The sequence below is a fragment of the Echinicola marina genome (assembly GCF_020463795.1).
GTDB lineage: Bacteria > Bacteroidota > Bacteroidia > Cytophagales > Cyclobacteriaceae > Echinicola > Echinicola marina.
On record NZ_CP080025.1, the window covers coordinates 1,796,067 to 1,815,042 of the forward strand.

Sequence of the window (18,976 nt, forward strand, 5' to 3'; positions counted from 1 at the left end):
CCCTAATTTTTGATAAGTATGGAAAGTGCGATTTTGATCATACAGTGCAAGGACCAGAAAGGTATCGTGGCAGCTGTTTCCCAGTTCCTTTATTTCCACAATGGAAATGTAGAGGAAGTTGATCAGTATATAGATAATGAAACCGGTGATTTTTTTATGAGGGCTAAGTGGGAGCTGAGTACCTTTGCGATCAAAAAAGATCAAATTGAAAGAATTTTTTCAGAAACAGTAGGGACTAAGTTTGGCATGAACTTTACCTTGCATTTTACGGAACCTAAGCCAAAGATGGCAATCATGGTTTCACAGCATTCGCACTGTCTGTTTGACATTCTTTCGCGCTATTACTCGGGGCAGTTTCAGGTGGAGATTCCAATGGTGATTTCCAATCATGAAAAGTTAAAATCAGTGGTAGAGGCATTTGATATTCCTTTTTACCATTTTCCCATTACTAAGGAAAATAAGGCTGATCAAGAAGCAAGACAATTGGAATTAATGGCCGAAAAAGGTATTGATTTTGTGGTTTTGGCCAGGTATATGCAGATTTTAAGTCCTCAATTTATCGCACAATATCCCAATAAAATCATCAATATTCATCATTCGTTTTTGCCGGCTTTTGTAGGGGCCAAACCATATCATGCCGCGCATAAGCGAGGGGTGAAAATCATAGGGGCCACAGGGCATTATGTGACAGAGGAATTGGATGCTGGGCCTATTATTGAGCAGGATATTGCCCGAGTCAAACACCATAATACAGTGGAAGAACTGGTGCAAATCGGTCAAGATGTGGAGAAAGTAGTGCTGTCAAAAGCGATAAAATACCATATTGCCCAAAAAGTAATGGTCATGGGGAACAAGACCATTATATTTAATTAAAAAGTTTAGGCTGCCCGATAGGTTTCTGGTTTGATTGATTTTAGGTCATTGGCCAGTAATTCTTTATGGGACAGCCTTGATTATTTTTCCAAAAGATGTTGTTTAGTTGATTTTTTCTAACTCTACAGTAATATTCCCTTTATCATCATAAAAGACCAGTCTATTGGCAGTTTGACTGTATTTTTTGCTCATTTCTAGGGATGTTAAGTAAGCTTGTTCTATAAATCTTTCATCGCAAGGCTTGCTGTCTGCATACAGTGTTGAGAATTTTACCTTTTCCTCATTATAGACAGCTTGTCCTTTAAAATCATTGCAGATTGACGAGCCTGATACCTTTTTGTCTTCTCCGAATTTTAGGGTCATATCCGCAAGTTGTTCTCGGGTGGCTGGGGCTCCTTTGATAGATCTTACTTTCCAGTCATGGGCTCCAATATCAGTAGGACCACTACAAGAAAAAAATGTTAAGGATAGCAAGCAGATTAAGAATAGAACATTAAGGAACTTCATGTTTAAAGTTTTTTTGTGAACAAATTTTTTAATAAATCAGAAGAAACTATCTCTGATCAATTCAAAGATCGGCCAACTGATTTGTTATCAAACTCCACAAAAAGCATACGGAAAGCGCCATATTAGGAAAAAATGTACTGATATTTTTATTTATGGTTTAAGGGCTTTATCGATGGGATCAATAGACAATTTTTCTGGGGATGTCTTGAGGCAAGCGTGTCAAAAGTTCATAGTTGACTTGTTGGCTGGATTCACTGAAGGAGGCCACGGTTATTTCATTGCTTTTTTGCTTACCAATAATCACTACTTCATCGCCTTTCTTGACTTCTTTAAGGTCTGTCACGTCGACACATATAGAGTTCATAGTAACAGTGCCAACCACAGAGACGATTTTTCCGCAGATCAAGACCTTGCCCAGATTGGAAAGCATTCGGCTAAAACCATGGCCATAACCTACAGGAACCATGGCGACTAACATGTTTCTGGGAGCCATATAGGTGTTACCGTAGCCGATGAAATCACCTATTTCTACCCTTTTTAAGCTCATGATCTTGCTTTTCCAAGTGATCAGGCGCTTAAGCGGATTTTTCCTGTTGACCGCCAGTTGTTTGAATTTGCTCATATAGGTTTCTTGGCTGGGCCAAAAGCCATATTGGGCGATGCCTATTCTTACCATGTCCATGATGGTCTCTGGATAGCTTAAGCTGGCCGCTGAGCAGGCGGTGTGATGGGTTTCGAATTTAATTCCCTTACTGAGAAACCATTTTTTGAATTCATGGTATTTTTTGATTTGGTTTTGCACGCGTACATAATTGGCAATACTTTCTGCTCCTGCGTAATGGGTGCATAGTCCAGAGAGCTCTAGGAAAGCTTGGTTTTCTACTAGCATTTCTGCCAAAATTTCCTTTTCCTTCCATTCAAAACCAGTTCTGTGAAAGCCGGTTTCTACTTCTATATGGATTTTTGCCCGTATCTTTAGTCTTTTGGCCGTTTTGATGCTTGCCAATAACCTGTCAAACTCAAACACAAAAAATTCCACATTGTTTTTGATGGCCCATTCCAAGTCTTTGTTTTCAATCATGCCCATGATCATGATGGTACTGTTTTTTTGGGAGGAAGCAAATACTCGCTGTGCTTCATCCGTGCTAAAAGTGCTAAAATGCCTTATGCCAACAGATTCAGCGATAGGGATAATGTTTTCAATACCATGGCCGTAGGCATTGCCTTTCACTACAGAAGAGATGACGGTTTCAGTACCCAGTTGATTTTGAAGGAACTTAATGTTTCTTCGGTAGGCTGATTTACTGATTTCCAAATGGGAAGTATGTGGCATGGGGTGATGGCTTTACGCTGTTTAATGGTGAATTTGTTCTAGGATTTTTTCAAACATATTTATTCCAGTGGGGATGATCTTATCGGGGAAGTCATAATGGGCTTCATGGAGCCTAGGTTGATTTTTGCCTGATCCTAGGCCAAAGAGCAGTGTTTTGCTTTCTGAAGAGAATTGGCCAAAATCCTCCGACCATTTAAAAGGGCTTCTGATATGCTTGGTTTTCAACTCTAGTTTTTTTGCGGCCTCATTGGCGTAGTTCCAGGCTAGATCATCATTTATGGTACAAGCAAATTCCTCTGTATAAGAAATGCTTAGTTCCAGCTGGTATTCCTTAGCAATTAAACTGCAAAGCTGTTCCGCATAGTCTAAGAGTCTGCCCATATTTTGGTCGTCAATGGTGCGTAGGGTGGCGCGGATACTGGCTTTGCCTGGGCTGGTGCCAAAGGAAATTTCTCCCAGTTCTGCATGAATGACCGTGACCAAGGAGAATGAATCGATACTTTTGGTGATCAAGGGTAATCCTACGATGATTTTGGACATGGCTTGAGCCGGACTAATGCCGTCTTCTGGATGGGCCGCATGGGAAGTCCTGCCCTGTAGCTCAATGATCATACCTTTTGAAGCTGCAGTAAAGACACCTTTTTTGAGTATTATTTCATTTTCCGGTTCTCCGGGGAGGTTGTGTAGGGCAAATGAAAAATCTGATTTGATTTTATGGTATTTTGGATCCTGGAGTACTTTTTTTGCTCCATCTCCAGTTTCTTCAGCAGGTTGGAAAAGCAAGTTTATTTGCCCCTTTTTGGGTTTTTGAGCGGCTATAGACATACCCAATCCGGCTACTATGGCCATATGGCCATCATGTCCGCAACTGTGGGCGCAGTTTGGGACTTTACTTTTATGTTTGATATGCAGGCTTTCCTGTATGGGCAAGGCGTCCAATTCACAACGGATCAAAGTGCTGGGGCCATCTTCTTTGCCTTTAAAAATAAATGCCAGACCATGTCCTCCCAACTCTTCGATACATTCGTCTGGATTTAATGAACTAAAAAAATCCTTCACGCTTTTTGCGGTGGATTTTTCTTTTCCGGACAATTCAGGATGCTGATGGAGCTCCTTTCTAAAATTGACTAATTTTTGAAAATCTGCTTTTTTCATGCGCCTAAAAGTTTGTTGGATCCTTATCTGTGCCAAGATCATGCCGTTTGACACTAATTATCTATGTTTTCGTATTTATAGGAGGGTACACTTGTAATGGCTGGGAAATTATAGTTTGCATTTAAATTAGCTTAATTCTGGGTAATTCACAACCCCCCTTCTTGTATAGGCCTTTAGTTTAAAAGAGTGGTTTTTATGAAATTTTTGAGCTTGGAATCAGCTGCTTATATAAAACTTGAAAATGATAGATTATTTGGCTGAACTTATTTATATTCAATTTTGCTTTCTATCTACTAAAACTTTCATCCTATGAACGCAGAACAAAAAACAGCTCTTACCGACGAAATTGAAAAGTTAAAAGCATCATTGACTGGTGACATGTTTAGTGACATGGAAGTTCGTGACAAAATCCACAATCTTGAAATGCAGCTGAATGGAACTAAGCCTATGGATAGCCATTTTGATTGTATTGGATGCGGTAGTTAAACCATCGACAAACAGAAATTGAATGAGAGGCCCTTAATTGGGCTTTTTTTTGTCTAAATAATTTTGGTTCTTTTTTTTATGAACTAACAAAACCTTTTGTATATTTGCATCGTTTACTCCCTTAAATGTCAAAATATTGTATGAAGTTATCTGACAAAGAACAAGAAATAATTGAGCGAATTGGGGTCTTTTTTGAGAAGAAAGGACATCAACCCATATTGGGAAGAATTATGGGGCTTCTGTTGGTATTGGATAAAGCAGAGGCCACTTTTGATGAGATACAGGAATATTTGTCTGTCAGTAAAAGTGCCGTCAGCAATGCCCTTACACTCTTGCAGAGCCTTGATAGGGTAGAGTATACGACCAAACCAGGAGAGAGAAAAAGGTATTTTCGTTTGAAGGTCAGAAACTGGAGAAGGGATATGCAGGATGATATGAATGGTGTTTTTAGGATCAGTGCCCTATTAAAGGAAGTGATGGAAGTAAGGTCCAATTCCAATGTTGATTTTAATCATGTTATTACAGATTTTCAAAAGTTCATTGATTTCATGAAAGAAGAAATGCCAAAACTTATTGAAAAATATGATCGGCTTCACAGCTGATATATTTTTTGTTTTGTAAGTTCTTAAAACACAGAACAAAGTAATAATTAAGGAAATAACTATAATATAATAAAATGAAAAAACAGTATTTGATCGGTTTTTTAGCTGCTTTTATAGTCTCGGGGAGCGTATTTGCTCAGAACAAGTTTGAGGAGGGCGGTGTATTTACGCTCAAGGAATGTATTGACCTGGGCTTAAAGCACAATACCGAAATCAAAAAGGCCCAGCTGGATGAAGAAGCGGCAGATTTTCAGCGTAAGGAAATTACAGGTAGTGGTTTGCCACAGATAGATGCTTATGGGCAGTATAATAATTTCTTGGATGTATATCCGCAGGCGATTCCTGGTGGGGTATTGAACCCAGAATCCGATCCGAATGGAGTAGATGTGATCTCTTTTGGGGTGCCACAGAGCATGAAAGCTGGGTTTAAATTAAACCAGCTGGTATTCAGTCAATCCTATTTGGTTGGGCTAAAAGCAGCCAAAACTTCCGAAGAATTCTACAGACTGCTCACCAGAATGACCGAAGAGGACATTATTTATGATATTTCTTTGAACTATTATAATGTAATCGCCACCCAGCTTCAGATGGATAATCTTCAGGCCAACCATGATAAATTGAAGAAGCTTGAAGAAATCATCAAGGCCCAATATGAGAATGATCTGGCCAGAAAAGTGGATTATAACCGTGTGAAGGTCAATTTGACCACTTTGGAAACGCAGATGGACAATTTGGAGATTGTCACAGAACAAAGGACTAATTACTTGAAGCTGATGATGGGGATGCCAGTGGATCTCCCATTGGAACTGGCACCTTATAACTTTACGGACAAAGATTTGCCTTTGCAGGCCTTGCAATCCGACAGTGACTTGAGTGAGCGATATGACCTCCAAGTGCTGGATAAGCAATTGGAGCTTCATTCCTTGAATATCAAGAATATCAAATCGGGGTATTATCCAACCTTGGCGGCTTTTGCTGACGTAAATTACAATGCCTTCTCAAAGGAATTCGATTTTATTTCAGATAGCCATGTGTGGTATAGAGGAGCATTGATTGGCTTGCAATTGAATGTACCGATCTTTGACGGCTTTCAGAAGAAGAACAGAATTGCGCAGGCAAAAGTGGAATCAGAAAAGGTCAAATATGATCAGTTTATGGCCGAGCAATCAGCAGAGGCAGAATACCTCAATGCTATCAAGAAACTTGGGAATAGTATCAAAAGCTTGAAGGCCCAAGAGTCCAATTTGGAACTTTCAGAGACTGTGTTTGATGAAACGGCTCAATTGTACAGGGAAGGACTTTCCCCTTTGACCGATCTATTAGATGCAGAAACGTCGCTCAGAGAAGCCCGGTCCACTTATTATCAGCAGATTATCAGTGTTAAGACAGCAGAGGCTGATTTGTATAAATCAAAAGGGCAGATTGAAAAAATCATTAAATAATCAAACAAAGAACAAAAGAGGAGATTCCTCCAACCATATCATCTAAAGTCATGAAAAAACTTATAACACCATTAGTACTCATCATTATAGCTGCCTCGATTGGCTTTACACTTTTCAAAAACAAGCAAGAAATGGAGGTTAAGGCCGAGGAAGCGATGAAAATCAGTGAGTCTATTCCAGTAAAGACCACTAGGGTGAAAAAAGAGCCACATGAAATTGCTTTTTCATCCAATGGGACTTTTGAGCCTAGTCAGGAACTTTCTTTAAAATCCGAAGCCAATGGAAAGGTGGTGAAGATCTATAAGAAAAAAGGAGCTTTTGTAAATACTGGTGATATCATTGCCAAACTGGATGATGAGTTTATCCAACAGGAGTTGGCCATTGCAGAAATTAAACTTCAGCAGAATAAAAAGGATTTGGCGAGATATGAAAACTTGGCAGGTACTGAGGCCATCACAGAAAAGCAATTGGAAGAAATCCGTAATGCTACTAAAATGGCGGAAGCAGATGTCATCATGAAAAAGAAGCGGTTGGCCAATACCTTGATCAAAGCTCCCATTTCTGGCTATATCAATGAAGATTATACGGAAATAGGAACTCTGATGAGTCCTGGGATGAATGTGGTGGATATTGTAAATATCAGACCGTTGAAATTGAATGTCAATGTTTCTGAATTGGAAATAGCTCGTATCAATACAGGAGATACGGTTGATGTAAAGGTAGGTGTATTGCCTGAAAAAGAATTTAAGGGCAAAGTTTCATTTACCAGCAAAAAGGGAGACGCTTCCTTGAGGTATGAAGTGGAAATAGAGCTAGAGGAAGGCTCTGAGCATATCAAGCCAGGAATGTTTGCCTATGCTTCTTTCCAATATCCTGCTGAAGAGGCCATGTTGATCGATAGAAAGTCTTTGGTGGGCGGGGTGAAAAATCCTGAGGTTTTTGTAGTCGAGAACGGCAAGGCAAAACTTAAAAAAGTGAAGTTGGCACAAGTAGGGGAAAACAAACTGGTAGTGCTTGAAGGATTGAAGGAAGGAGAAAAATTAGTGACTTCAGGACTGATCAATTTACGTGATGGAATTCCTGTGACAGAACTATAAGTTAAAAAATCAAGGAAATGCAAATAACGAAAGTATCCATAAAAAGGTCCACCATTGTAGTGGTGCTGTTCACTATTTTGACATTGTTAGGACTATTTTCCTACAGTCAAATGTCCTATGAACTTTTGCCGAAGTTCTCATCGAATGTAGTAACGGTTTCTACGCTTTATCCAGGGGCTGCCCCTTCTGAGGTGGAAAATTCAGTGACTAGAAAATTGGAAGATGCCTTGGCCTCTTTGGAGGGGATTGATGTGATGAAGTCCACTTCTTTGGAAAGTTTCTCCATTATAACCATTGAGTTGGATGATGATGTGGATGTAGATATTATACTACAGGATGCCCAAAGAAAAATTGATGCGGTATTGGGCGATCTTCCAGATGATGCAGATCCTCCATCGCTAGGAAAATTCAGTTTGGACGATATGCCTATTATGCAAATGGGAGCCTATTCTTCCCTTAGTTCGACAGAATTCTATGATCTGATGGATCAACGGATCCAACCTACTTTGGCACAAATCGATGGAGTCGCGCAAGTTAACCTTTTGGGAGGTACGGAAAGGGAAATTAAGGTCAATTTGGATTTGAACAAAATGGAGGCCTACGGGATTTCTCCCTTGCAGGTCAATCAAGCAATTGCACAGGCCAATCTTGATTTCCCGACTGGGAAATTGAAAAGTGATGAGGAGCAAATTCTGATTCGATTAGCCGGAAAATTCAAATCTGTAACTGAAATTGGGGATTTGATTGTCAGCTATACCGATGGATCACCTATAAAAATCCAAGATATCGCTGAGGTAGTGGATTCACAGAAGGACGATGAAGTGCTCAGTAGGCTGAATGGAAATACGGCCATTGGGTTAAGTATTCAGAAGCAATCAGACGCCAATGCTGTGGATGTGGCAGAAAAGGTGAATAAAGCTTTGGCCCAATTGGAGACTACTTACCAGTCTCAGGATTTGAAATTTGAGATTTCACAGGATTCTTCAGAGTTTACCTTGGAAGCGGCTAATGCCGTTATCCATGATTTGATCATCGCAGTGGTCTTGGTGGCAGTGATCATGTTGCTGTTCTTGCATAGTTTTAGGAATGCGATTATTGTGATGATTGCGGTACCGGCTTCCATCATCGCTACCTTTACAGTGATGTATATGGCAGGATTTACTCTCAATTTGATGAGTTTATTGGCTTTATCGCTGGTAGTGGGGATCTTGGTGGATGATGCCATTGTGGTGATTGAGAATATTTATCGTCATATGGAAAAGGGAAAATCCGCGATTCAGGCGTCCTATGATGGCATTCGGGAGATCGGAGGTACTGTAACTTCTATTACTTTAGTAATTGTAGTAGTGTTTGTGCCGCTTTCATTGACAGGAGGGATGATTTCGGGGATTTTGACCCAATTCAGTATTACGGTGGCTGTCGCAACGCTAATGAGTTTATTGGTGGCGTTTACCTTGATTCCGCTGCTGACCTCTAGATTTTCCAAATTGGAACATATCAACCCCAAAAGCATTTTTGGAAGGATTGTAAATGGATTTGAAAAAATGCTGGATGGAGTGATTGCTTGGTTGACAGGAATTCTGAAATGGTCATTCAACCACAAGATCATTACTTTGGTGGTCACTTTTGTATTGTTTATCTCTTCCTTTTTATTGGTAAGTAATGGGTTTATAGGAAGTGAGTTTGTGAGCCAAGGTGATAAGGGTGAGTTCATCATGCGCCTGGAATTACCAAAATCTGCCACTTTGGAAGAGACCAACTTTACCACTAGGGAAGTAGAAAATTTCATGATGAAATATCCTGAGGTGACTGATGTGTTTACTACAGTAGGCCAAACTTCAGGAACGATCGGTAATCAGGCTGCACCCTATGCTGCTGAAATTACTGTAAAAATGGTGGGGCCGGAGAGCAGAACCATGACGGCTCCTGAATTTTCTAAGGAAATGGAAATTGCTTTAGAGGAGAATATTGTAGGAGCTGAATTTACAGCCGTGCCTATCAGTATTATGGGTTCTGCCAATGATGCGCCCATTCAGGTCGTTGTTTCGGGTCCGGACTTGGCGGTGTTGAAAGAATTTTCAGATCAAGTAATGGCCAAGATGCAAGAGATTCCAGGAACAAGAAAAGTAGAAACTTCCATGGAAGACGGAAACCCTGAGATTCGTGTAGAGGTAGACAGGGTCAAAATGGCTGATCTTGGATTAGACATGGCCATGGTCGGCGGCACCATGCAGGTGGCCTTTAATGGCAACACGGATACTAAATTCAGAGATGGTGATTATGAATATGATATCAATATCCGAATGGATGAATTTGATAGAAAATCCGTATCAGATATAGAAAACCTGGCATTTGTTAATAAGCGAGGGGAATCCATTCTTCTGAAGCAATTTGCTCAAACAATTCCTTCAGAAGGTCCTAGTAAGTTACAAAGGCAGGATAGGATCAGTTCTGTAACCATCCAATCTCAGGTTTCAGGTAGACCGACAGGGACAGTGGGCACAGAGGTGAAGGAATTGATCAGTAAGATGGAATTGCCAAAAGAGGTTTCTGTGTCTTTTGATGGAGATCTGAAGAGGCAGGAAGATGGCTTTGGTAGTTTGGGGATTGCCTTGCTGGCGTCTATACTCCTGATTTATTTGATAATGGTAGCTCTATACGATAATTACGTATATCCATTCGTAGTGATGTTTTCCTTGCCATTGGCGATCATTGGAGCACTGTTAGCTTTGGCATTGTCTGGATCTTCATTAAGCATTTTCAGTATTCTTGGGCTGATCATGCTGATGGGTTTGGTGGCGAAAAATGCGATTATGTTGGTGGACTTTACCAACCAATTAAAGGATGCGGGTATGGAGGTGAAGTCAGCTCTGTTCAAGGCCGTTGAGATTCGTTTTCGACCGATTCTAATGACCACATTGGCGATGGTGTTCGGGATGTTGCCGATCGCATTGGCTGCTGGAGCAGGTGCTGAGTGGAAAAATGGTTTGGCCTGGGCATTGATCGGTGGCTTGGTTTCTTCTATGTTCCTTACGATGGTGGTGGTACCAGTGATCTACTATATATTCGACAGAATCTTGGCGAAATTTGGTAGAGATAAGAAAAAGGAAATTCATATTGAGGAGGCTGAGCTTAATGAATCGGAATCAGAGGTGGCTGAATATGTTTATTAATTGTGTGTGAATGGGCATGTACGGAAGTTGATCTGAATAAGTTGTTTGTTGAATACTGAAGTAGATTAATTTTCCGTGCAGCCCTTTTTACTAAGGGTAAGGATGCATTAAGGTGTCTTCTTACTGAGTTGATTTACAAAACATTGAGACATAAATGGTTTTTGTCTCGTCTTAAAAATAAAAAGCTATGAAAACCAATAATTACTCCAAGCTCAAAACTATCATTCAAGTGATGGGAAAATATGGCATAGCCCCGATCTCAAAACAAAAGCGATCCAATTTTGTGGAAGATATGGGCTTTGATAAGGTGTTCCTTGATGGCCTTATTTATGATGTGGAAGATGCTTTAAAGGTGGAGTTACAGGAGGATGTGGCCCGGTCTTTAAGAAGTCCAGCGGAATTGATCAATCATATGCTTCAGTACCAAAATTGAAGACTTGATTTAATGAAAAGTAAAATACTTTTTGTCAAAATCAGTTGATAGCTATAGGCGAATAGAATAACTAAAGTAGCAGTAAATGCTGTAAGATACTTAGTTTCATCGGCCAAATACTGTCTGAAAATATTGTTAAAGCGCGCCATTTCTTTCAAGAGAAATGGCGCGCTGTTTTTTTTTATTCATAATTCATTGGATCATGGTGCAGATTGAGGGGGAGTTCATTGACTTAAATAAATCGGTATATTTATTGTCCTTATGGCCTAATTTTTGTATTTTTGATAGTGCGGCTTTGAATTAATCATGATTGGGTTAATGATGTTTTACTCATGTCTTAATTGATTGTCGAATACGAGAATGGAAGGCCCAAGTTGATATTATAAACTTTTAAATCGGTAGAAATGGGGCTTTGTAAATGCAATATAAAATATATACCCATGATGAAGAGTATTAGAATAGTATTGGTTTTGTTTGCTTTGTTGGGAAAGAACTGCTTTGCACAAGAAGCAGAAATCCCTTGGGAGGATTTAAGAAAAGAATATGAATTTCCAGCTTGGTACACTGAAGCAAGGTTTGGCATATGGGTACACTGGGGAGCTCAAACCGCGCCATTGCAAGGCGGAGGCTGGTATGCCCGTCATATGTACCAACAAGATGTGGGCAATCAGGTTTGGGGAAAAAATGCATATCCCTATCATAATAAAACTTATGGTCATCCATCTGAAATAGGCTACAAGGATGTGTTGAATGAATGGAAAGCGGAGCGTTTGGATACTGATGCTTTGATCAGTTATTTCAAAAGTCTGGGAGCAAAATATTTCGTTGCACTGGCCAATCACCATGATCATTTTGATAATTTTAATTCCACTTATCACCCTTGGAATTCTGTTAATGTAGGACCAAAACGGGATATTATTAAAGAATTTGAGCTTTCCTGTAAGAAATATGATATTCCTTATGGTGTTAGTTCACATGATGACAGGTTTCTTTCATGGTGGCTTCCGGCTTTTGGTTCGGATACCTCAGGTATTTATAAAGGGAAACCATATGATGGCTATATGACCTTAGAAGACGGAAAGGGAAAATGGTGGGAAGGATTGAACCCCGCCGATTTATACGGCTTGCCGCCTGAAAAACGAACTGCTGAATATGTAGAGCGTGTCAAAAAGAATTGGACGCTAAGGCATAAGGAGCTGGTGACGAAATATGATATTGATTTGCTTTGGTTTGATGGTTATGGTTTCCCCTATGATGAGTTTGGTAAGGAAGTTTGCGAGGCTTTCTTTAATCACAGATTGGAAGAAAATGGGACAGTTGATGCTGTGATTGCAGGGAAAATCAGTGGGGAATCCATGGTGGTAAAAGATATTGAACGTGGTGGAGCTGATGAGATCTTATCCTATCCATGGCAAGGTATCACTACTCTCCGCACATGGTTCTATAAAGAGGATCCTGAGAAAATGGATTACCAGCAAAATGCCAGAACCATCATAGAGATTTTGGCAGATTATATGAGTAAAAACGGGAACCTCTTGCTGAATGTGGAGTTGTTGGCGGATGGGACTATCCCGCCAGAACAAAAGGTGATGCTTGATAAGATCGGTGCTTGGGTCAATCTCAACAGTGAGGCCATTTATGCGAGTAAACCATGGCTTGTTTATGGGGATAATTTGAATTCATACCTTAAGGCTGGGGATTTGGGAGTCACAGAGACTGATATCAAAGCCTTGGAAGAGCAGAAAAAGTCCACCCATTTTAATGAAAGAACGATTAATAGCCCTGCTTATGGACATGATGAAGTAAGGTTTGTTACAAAAGGAGAGACCCTTTATGTCATTGTATTAAATCCAAAATCTGGTGATATTGAATTGCCTGCTTTGGGGTTGAGATCTCCTCATAAGGTCGGAAAGATAACAGCTATCAAGATGATTGGGGCTAATGATAAGATCAGTTACAGTCAATTGGATGAAAAGCTGGTGCTTAACGTTCCATCCAAAAGACCAAACGATCTTGCCACAGTCTTTAAATTGGAGGGGGCACTCTAAGCTCCATAAGGTCATAAAGCAGTCTCTAATAATGGCTTTATGACCTTTTTATAGTTATTTTTGATTGAGTGTAAGTTTTTGAGTGTGGTGTTAAGTCCCAAAGAAATACGGTTATTTTTTCACTTAAAATTTTGATTGGGCAATTGATTATATGCTAGGTCATTGCTTTTTATTATAGTCCAGGTCCAGTTGTCATCTGGCAATGCCCATGTAACTTCGCAAACTACGGGAATATTTATTCCGTTGATGGATCCAGTTTGGTTTGAAGTTACCGGCCATTCAGTGGGCCGCTCATCATCTTTTTCTTTGAATCTCAAGCAACTGAATTTTTCAAAATGACCATCTTTGTCAAGATGGAAAACCCTGGATGCTTTTGAGTCTTGACTGTTTACCCCGCATTATGCATTAGCCTATCTATTACGACCTGAAACTACTTTAAAATCAGTCGCTTCGCTGCTGTTTTCGATTTCACCATAGCGATGCTATGATTCAATCTCCAAACAGCCTGATTTTCTTGTAGTTTCAGTTCTCATAACGATTCCTAATGTATAATGCGGGTTTATGGTGGCTTTGGCGGTATTTTGGTTGATGGGTTACCAAGAAATAAAGGGTTGTAAGGCAGCAGATCGAAACCAGACCATTTCTACCAGAAACCATGATAAGAATCATCATAAAGAGTTTTGGTATTAAATTCTTGAATACAGCGCGAATAGAATAAGTAAATTGTTAACTTTTAAAGAGGCTTTATTGAGTCAAAGCCAAATAGTATCTATTAAAGCAAATATTGGTTTAATTGTCCTTTTTTGGTAGTTTATTAAGAGTATTGTATTATTTAATATGTGTATCCGTTTTACTGCACGTATGGGTAAGTGCCCGCAATAACGAGCCTTTCAAAGAGTCCTTTGCCAAAATATCTTCGGTTCAATCTGTAAACAAATTCATTTAAATAGTTCTGTAAATATTTATAAGTTATCATGTGATATACCCCCAACAGCGTTCTTTTAAGATTACTGATTGCTTTGTGTACCCATTTTAAGGTGTCGTTTACGGACTCCTTTCCCGATGGAACGGCCAAATGGGTGGCCACCACTTCCTCTATTTTCGAGTAGGCCGTGTTCTTGTCTGTAAACAGTACCACATCCCCTCCGGTATTGGCCCGGATAAAGGCATTGACACTCTCGCAGTCCACTTTGTCCATGACCCTCATTTTGAAATAGCCACAGCGCTTTGTTTTCTGCCCGGAATCCAGGTCTTCCAAGGGTACCGATTCGGCCGCCACCGCTACTGCGGTCTGTTTCTGGCTGCCTTTTCCACGTTTAAGCTGACCCAAGATCTGGTTCTCCTGTACGGTTTCCATATAACACTCGTCATATTCAATCATGTCACTGAGGATATAAAGCTCATCTCGTTGTCCCATGGCTGACCGTATCCTGTGCATCAGACGGAAAGTGGTCTCATATCGGCTAAGCCCCAGTTGCCGCTGGAGCTCAAGGCAGGAAAACCCTTTCTTGGTCGCCGACATAAACAGCATGGCCAACAGCCAGATACGGAGCGGAAGCTTGCTGTTTTCCATTACCGTCCCTGATTTAAGAGAAGAACGTCTCCGACAACTGCTGCATTCGAAAAACCTGCCGTTGGCAAACCAATAGTGTCGGGTTATCTTCTCACAGTTTTTGCACCGTATACCGCTTTTCTCACGGTATTTCTTGATGTATTGTTCACAACTTTCCTCATCTGGGAAATGGCCCGTAAATTCTATAAGGTTCATAGCTTTTCTTGTTTTTATGCAAGAAAACAACTATCCTGATACCTTGAAATTTAATGACACGTATTGTCATATTTTATTACGTGCACTCTTACGGATACACATATTATTTAATGCTTAGTTTAAATTAGATGAAGAAAAGTATGACAATACCTTATTTTACTAGGTTTTTTTCTGTTTCTATAATGCTGGTTTTTGTAGAACTAGCCCTTCTGCCTAGCTTGTCCATGGCCCAATAAACAGATAGTACACAATCTAAGGGAGAGTATCCTTATGTTTTGCCCTTTTTGGGGAAGAAGGCCTACGAAAGGGGCTATGAGTTGCCCTTGCCATTTGGACTAAATGTGGGTACCATTTTTAATCGACAAGGACTGGTGTTAGATGATTTTGAGATGGCCATTGCTGATCCTAATAGCCCAGAAGCTGACTTAACCTATAGGGACTTGTCCGGCATCCTTGATTTTGGGCCATCTGAGGGGAGAATTAATACTTTGAATATTCGGGGAGATGCTTTTATTCTTCCATTTTTAGCAGTAGGTGGTTATTATGGAAGGGTATGGGGAGAGCAAAGCATTAGTTTTAGTGTCGTAGGGAGCGATTATTTTAAAAGTACCACAGATATCAAAGGCCAGTATTATGGTTTAAGTTTATTGGGGCTTATTCCCCTTGGACCTGTCGTCTTAAGTGCAGATTATTCATGGTCTTGGACCACCAACAAAAATTTGGATAAGCCAGTACTCGTGAAGGTTAGCGGTTTAAGGTTGATTAGAAGGATATTGACCAATAAGGAAAACAGGTATTTTGCCGTTTGGGCAGGGGTACAATTCCAAAACCTGGATAACCGGAGTTCGGGTAATATCCGCTTGGATGAGGCTTTGGGGATTAGCGAAGAGGATAAAATGCGTTTAGAGGATCATTGGGAAATGTATACCAACAACGAGGTGCCCAATGGTAGAGGTGAATATTGGAGTGATTTGACCTTGGCCCAGCGTCTTGCCCAGCAGGCGGCCTATGATTTGGTCAAAGGTGTAGCTGATGATAATGTCTTTTATAAGTTCAACAAAAGACTGGAGTATGATTACAGCATGTTGTTGGGCTTGAATTACCAACATAATGCCAAGTGGCAGTTCAGGTCTGAATATGGCTTTTTGAAGACCAAGCAGCAACTGATGATCATGGCGACTTATAGATTTGGCTTGTAAGGCAGGCTATTGCTCTTTAGGAGCAGGTATTAGGTATTGCCCGTCTTTAGACCATTAAATAAAAAAAGAATAGGATGTCTTCTAAAATGAATGGAAGTCATCCTATTTTTCTCAATACCATTTACTTTTTATTCAGAGCACCTGCCATTAAGCATATCCTCTAAGCTGGGATTGTATTTGTTTTGACGGGCTATAAATGAGGTTGATTCACTATTGTCTTTTAGGAAGTCGGTCAAGCTACAGAAATCACTAAGGGAATCATTGGAATCGATTCTCAGATCTGATGAGGAAGTGATTGAGCTGAGTTGGGTAATGTCTGTCAAGTTAATATTGTTGCCAATTAATAACTGTGGTACCTCCTTCAGTGTGTTAAGACCATTGAGGTTATGTAGGGATCTGTTATCAAAAATGAAAAGTTGGATATTGATTTTTGATAGGCTATTGAGCCCCTCTAAATTTTCCATTGCATCATTATTGTATAATCTAAATGATTTCTCTATCGATTCTAAATTATCCAGGCCATGTAGACTTTCCAGTGCAGGATTGTTTTCAATTTCTAAAAACTCAAGCGTTTTGAGTTTCTCCAGACCTTCCAGTGACTTTAGCTGACTATTTGATTTGATGAAAATCCCCTTTACACTTTCTAGGTTTTTGAGTTGGTGGAGATCTGCAATGTCGTAAGTGTTGTTGATGGTAAGGTTGCCGTTGATGGTCTTATAGGCCTGTATTTCCGGATTTTCTAAATCAGTCGCCGAATAAATCGTTAAATTACCTTCCAAGTGGCTGGGAAGTTCAATGTTTTCCTTTTCATCACAGGCAAAAAGACAAATGCTGATGGCGATTAGAAGAAGCTTTTTCATGGTTGATTTAATCTTAAAGGTATTTTGCTTTTGGGTTGGTTTATTTTAATTGGAATCAAAAAAGACTACTGGAGCAAAGTTTATTTTGTTCAAACGACAAGCTGAGGATATAAAACTAACTAATGTTAGGTTTTTTGCAAAAAAATAGTCCAGCTGGTGTGCTGTGATTTTGATGAGTAAAAAGTCATTTGATTGAAAATCAGTATGAAATGAAAGGTCTTTTAAGTCTTCATTTAATGTTCATTCGGATTTACGGTAATTCTTTATTCCTTTTCAAAATGAAATAGATGAAATTTTAAAATTATCTGGCGTCTTCATCTTTAAATAAAGCTATTGTATAATCCAATAACTCTTTTCCCCCGGGAGTACCATGTCCCGGGATAATTATTTCAGCTTTTTCATATTGTTGTTTTATTGTGCTCACGGTTGTGGGCCATTCCACGGTATTGGCGTCTTCCAGGTTCCCTTTTCCGGCCCGCAGCTCCTTGATCAGGCAACCCCCAAAAAGTACATTTTCCTGGGGGAAATAACTGATGATATTGTCCTTGGTATGTCCTTCTCCTAGAAATTCATTGATCAATTCAGTTTTTCCAATTTTTAATTGGAGGATTCCCTCAAATCCATGCTGGGGGAAGATTTTATGGTTTTCTTTTGCTAGGTCAATTGTTCGTCTATTTGCATAGGAAGGGATGTCCTGACGATGGAATTCACCCAAACCACCAATACAGTCTGTGTGAAAATGTGTTGCAACAACTCCAATTGGTTGGCATTTAAGGCTTGTTTTTATCCAATCGATCAATTCCTTCGAGTCGCCTTCTGTCACTGGTGTGTCCACGATCAAAGCTTCTCCATGATCAATGACAATGAGTCCGTTACAGGGCACTTTTCCAAAATCGGTGGTTTCCAGATAGGAGACATGTAAAAAGCTGTTGGGGCTAAGCTGTTTGATGGACAGTGATTCACTTTCGTATATGAATTCAGGCTTTTCGGAATTGCAGGCCAATGTAACGAGCAATATGAACAATAATAAATTGACTTTCATTTTGATGAATGGGGATAATCTTGATGGCAGAAAAGTTGAAGCGGATGACTATAGTTCCCTTCAAGCTATTTGACAAAAATACCGAAAAACGGCTCCTCTTTAATTATAAATATAAGCAATTTATTTGTGGTGTGCCCGTTTTTGTTTTTACCTGCATTATTGAGCAACTTTGTGCTTCTCTAAATGACAGTGTTTATGCCCCGATATTTTGTGATATACAAGCCTTTTGGCATTTTGAGTCAGTTTAGCGGCGAACAAGATACCTTGAAGGCCGTCGCGGATTTTCCTAAGGAGGTGTATCCTGTCGGTAGATTGGATAAAGACAGTGAGGGACTGTTATTGATCACGGATGATAAAGCGCTAAATCATTATTTGCTCAATCCCCAGTTTGGTCACAAACGTTGTTATTTGGCGCAGGTGGAGGGTAAGCCGGATGAGAAAGCTTTACAGCAATTGGAGAAAGGAGTGGGGATTAAAGTGGAAGGAAAAGTATACCATACCAAGCCTGCAAAGGCGACATTAAAAATAAATGCGCCTGAATTACCCGAAAGAGACCCACCAATTCGTTATCGTAAGAGCGTATCAGATTCTTGGTTGACCTTGACCTTGACCGAAGGTAAAAATAGGCAGGTTCGTAAAATGACCGCAGCAGTAGGGTATCCTACGCTTAGGTTGGTCAGGTGGTCCATGGAGAATTTGAATATTCAGGGCTTTGAAGTGGGGGAAGTGAGGGAGTTTGAGCAGACAGAAATTTACCGGCTTTTGAAGGTGGACCAAGGGAAGTTGGTAGCGAAAACCAATAAGCCTTTTCATAAACGTGGAAAGGGTGTTTATAGGAAAAAAAGATAGTGGCCATTCGTATGTATTTTCGGCCCTTGTTAAATTGTGTTAAATGGCAATTTATTCTAATTTAGGCTTCTTATTTTAGCAGGGAGCAATTGCCCTGAGAAAGAAACAG

Annotated in this window: 16 protein-coding genes and 1 pseudogene; 10 read left to right on the plus strand and 7 right to left on the minus strand. The window is 40.0% G+C overall.

Annotated elements, in window-relative coordinates:
- Positions 1-18: 18 nt before the first annotated feature.
- Entirely contained in the window at positions 19-873 is an 855-nt protein-coding gene (purU, locus tag KZP23_RS07645) for a formyltetrahydrofolate deformylase (RefSeq protein WP_226335528.1), read from the plus strand.
- 102 nt (positions 874-975) lie between these two features.
- On the opposite strand, the gene KZP23_RS07650 is transcribed toward purU, so the two are convergent.
- The 3 genes from KZP23_RS07650 to KZP23_RS07660 all read right to left on the minus strand — a co-directional run bounded on the left by KZP23_RS07650 (position 976) and on the right by KZP23_RS07660 (position 3,868).
- Positions 976-1,380: an META domain-containing protein gene (locus KZP23_RS07650; protein ID WP_226335530.1), complete on the minus strand. Its 405-nt coding sequence runs from the start codon at positions 1,378-1,380 to the stop codon at positions 976-978.
- Positions 1,381-1,558: 178 nt separating this feature from the next.
- On the minus strand, positions 1,559-2,713 hold the full coding sequence (gene alr, locus KZP23_RS07655; protein WP_226335532.1) for an alanine racemase: 1,155 nt from the start codon (positions 2,711-2,713) through the stop codon (positions 1,559-1,561).
- A 21-nt stretch (positions 2,714-2,734) separates the two neighbouring features.
- Complete coding sequence (locus KZP23_RS07660) at positions 2,735-3,868, minus strand: amidohydrolase (protein ID WP_226335534.1); 1,134 nt, start codon at positions 3,866-3,868, stop codon at positions 2,735-2,737.
- A 309-nt stretch (positions 3,869-4,177) separates the two neighbouring features.
- On the opposite strand from KZP23_RS07660, the gene KZP23_RS07665 reads away from it, so the two are divergent.
- The 7 genes from KZP23_RS07665 to KZP23_RS07695 all read left to right on the plus strand — a co-directional run bounded on the left by KZP23_RS07665 (position 4,178) and on the right by KZP23_RS07695 (position 13,149).
- A complete protein-coding gene (locus KZP23_RS07665) occupies positions 4,178-4,354 on the plus strand; it encodes a hypothetical protein (protein ID WP_226335536.1) in 177 nt (58 codons plus the stop codon).
- A gap of 140 nt (positions 4,355-4,494) precedes the next feature.
- Complete coding sequence (locus KZP23_RS07670) at positions 4,495-4,956, plus strand: GbsR/MarR family transcriptional regulator (protein ID WP_226335537.1); 462 nt, start codon at positions 4,495-4,497, stop codon at positions 4,954-4,956.
- A 74-nt stretch (positions 4,957-5,030) separates the two neighbouring features.
- On the plus strand, positions 5,031-6,398 hold the full coding sequence (locus tag KZP23_RS07675; RefSeq protein WP_226335539.1) for a TolC family protein: 1,368 nt from the start codon (positions 5,031-5,033) through the stop codon (positions 6,396-6,398).
- A 50-nt stretch (positions 6,399-6,448) separates the two neighbouring features.
- Complete coding sequence (locus KZP23_RS07680) at positions 6,449-7,495, plus strand: efflux RND transporter periplasmic adaptor subunit (RefSeq protein WP_226335541.1); 1,047 nt, start codon at positions 6,449-6,451, stop codon at positions 7,493-7,495.
- A gap of 17 nt (positions 7,496-7,512) precedes the next feature.
- Entirely contained in the window at positions 7,513-10,668 is a 3,156-nt protein-coding gene (locus KZP23_RS07685) for an efflux RND transporter permease subunit (RefSeq protein ID WP_226335543.1), read from the plus strand.
- A 187-nt stretch (positions 10,669-10,855) separates the two neighbouring features.
- Complete coding sequence (locus KZP23_RS07690) at positions 10,856-11,101, plus strand: hypothetical protein (protein ID WP_226335545.1); 246 nt, start codon at positions 10,856-10,858, stop codon at positions 11,099-11,101.
- 440 nt (positions 11,102-11,541) lie between these two features.
- On the plus strand, positions 11,542-13,149 hold the full coding sequence (locus KZP23_RS07695; protein ID WP_226335546.1) for an alpha-L-fucosidase: 1,608 nt from the start codon (positions 11,542-11,544) through the stop codon (positions 13,147-13,149).
- A 119-nt stretch (positions 13,150-13,268) separates the two neighbouring features.
- Here the strand turns inward: KZP23_RS07695 and KZP23_RS07700 are convergent.
- A pseudogene (locus KZP23_RS07700) lies at positions 13,269-13,526 on the minus strand (DUF6920 family protein); the annotation flags it as partial.
- Positions 13,527-13,999: 473 nt separating this feature from the next.
- On the minus strand, positions 14,000-14,917 hold the full coding sequence (locus KZP23_RS07705; protein WP_226335550.1) for an IS1595 family transposase: 918 nt from the start codon (positions 14,915-14,917) through the stop codon (positions 14,000-14,002).
- A 284-nt stretch (positions 14,918-15,201) separates the two neighbouring features.
- On the opposite strand from KZP23_RS07705, the gene KZP23_RS07710 reads away from it, so the two are divergent.
- Positions 15,202-16,116 (plus strand): hypothetical protein, encoded by a 915-nt coding sequence (locus KZP23_RS07710; protein ID WP_226335552.1) that lies wholly within the window; start codon positions 15,202-15,204, stop codon positions 16,114-16,116.
- 128 nt (positions 16,117-16,244) lie between these two features.
- Here KZP23_RS07710 and KZP23_RS07715 read toward each other — a convergent pair whose 3' ends face one another.
- Both KZP23_RS07715 and bla read right to left on the minus strand, forming a co-directional pair.
- Positions 16,245-16,976 carry a leucine-rich repeat domain-containing protein gene (locus KZP23_RS07715; protein ID WP_226335554.1) on the minus strand — a complete coding sequence of 244 codons (732 nt, stop codon included), beginning with the start codon at positions 16,974-16,976 and terminating at the stop codon, positions 16,245-16,247.
- Between the two features lie 301 nt (positions 16,977-17,277).
- Positions 17,278-18,018: a subclass B1 metallo-beta-lactamase gene (gene bla / locus KZP23_RS07720; protein WP_226335556.1), complete on the minus strand. Its 741-nt coding sequence runs from the start codon at positions 18,016-18,018 to the stop codon at positions 17,278-17,280.
- Between the two features lie 195 nt (positions 18,019-18,213).
- Between bla and KZP23_RS07725 the strand changes: the two genes are divergently transcribed.
- Entirely contained in the window at positions 18,214-18,867 is a 654-nt protein-coding gene (locus KZP23_RS07725; protein ID WP_226335558.1) for a pseudouridine synthase, read from the plus strand.
- Positions 18,868-18,976: the final 109 nt, after the last annotated feature.

Bases quoted from the DNA above. Each gene is read 5' to 3' on its own strand.
- purU (WP_226335528.1), top strand. From the start codon at position 19: ATGGAAAGTGCGATTTTGATCATACAGTGCAAGGACCAGAAAGGTATC.
- KZP23_RS07650 (WP_226335530.1), bottom strand. From the start codon at position 1,380: ATGAAGTTCCTTAATGTTCTATTCTTAATCTGCTTGCTATCCTTAACA.
- alr (WP_226335532.1), bottom strand. From the start codon at position 2,713: ATGCCACATACTTCCCATTTGGAAATCAGTAAATCAGCCTACCGAAGA.
- KZP23_RS07660 (WP_226335534.1), bottom strand. From the start codon at position 3,868: ATGAAAAAAGCAGATTTTCAAAAATTAGTCAATTTTAGAAAGGAGCTC.
- KZP23_RS07665 (WP_226335536.1), top strand. From the start codon at position 4,178: ATGAACGCAGAACAAAAAACAGCTCTTACCGACGAAATTGAAAAGTTA.
- KZP23_RS07670 (WP_226335537.1), top strand. From the start codon at position 4,495: ATGAAGTTATCTGACAAAGAACAAGAAATAATTGAGCGAATTGGGGTC.
- KZP23_RS07675 (WP_226335539.1), top strand. From the start codon at position 5,031: ATGAAAAAACAGTATTTGATCGGTTTTTTAGCTGCTTTTATAGTCTCG.
- KZP23_RS07680 (WP_226335541.1), top strand. From the start codon at position 6,449: ATGAAAAAACTTATAACACCATTAGTACTCATCATTATAGCTGCCTCG.
- KZP23_RS07685 (WP_226335543.1), top strand. From the start codon at position 7,513: ATGCAAATAACGAAAGTATCCATAAAAAGGTCCACCATTGTAGTGGTG.
- KZP23_RS07690 (WP_226335545.1), top strand. From the start codon at position 10,856: ATGAAAACCAATAATTACTCCAAGCTCAAAACTATCATTCAAGTGATG.
- KZP23_RS07695 (WP_226335546.1), top strand. From the start codon at position 11,542: ATGATGAAGAGTATTAGAATAGTATTGGTTTTGTTTGCTTTGTTGGGA.
- KZP23_RS07705 (WP_226335550.1), bottom strand. From the start codon at position 14,917: ATGAACCTTATAGAATTTACGGGCCATTTCCCAGATGAGGAAAGTTGT.
- KZP23_RS07715 (WP_226335554.1), bottom strand. From the start codon at position 16,976: ATGAAAAAGCTTCTTCTAATCGCCATCAGCATTTGTCTTTTTGCCTGT.
- bla (WP_226335556.1), bottom strand. From the start codon at position 18,018: ATGAAAGTCAATTTATTATTGTTCATATTGCTCGTTACATTGGCCTGC.
- KZP23_RS07725 (WP_226335558.1), top strand. From the start codon at position 18,214: ATGCCCCGATATTTTGTGATATACAAGCCTTTTGGCATTTTGAGTCAG.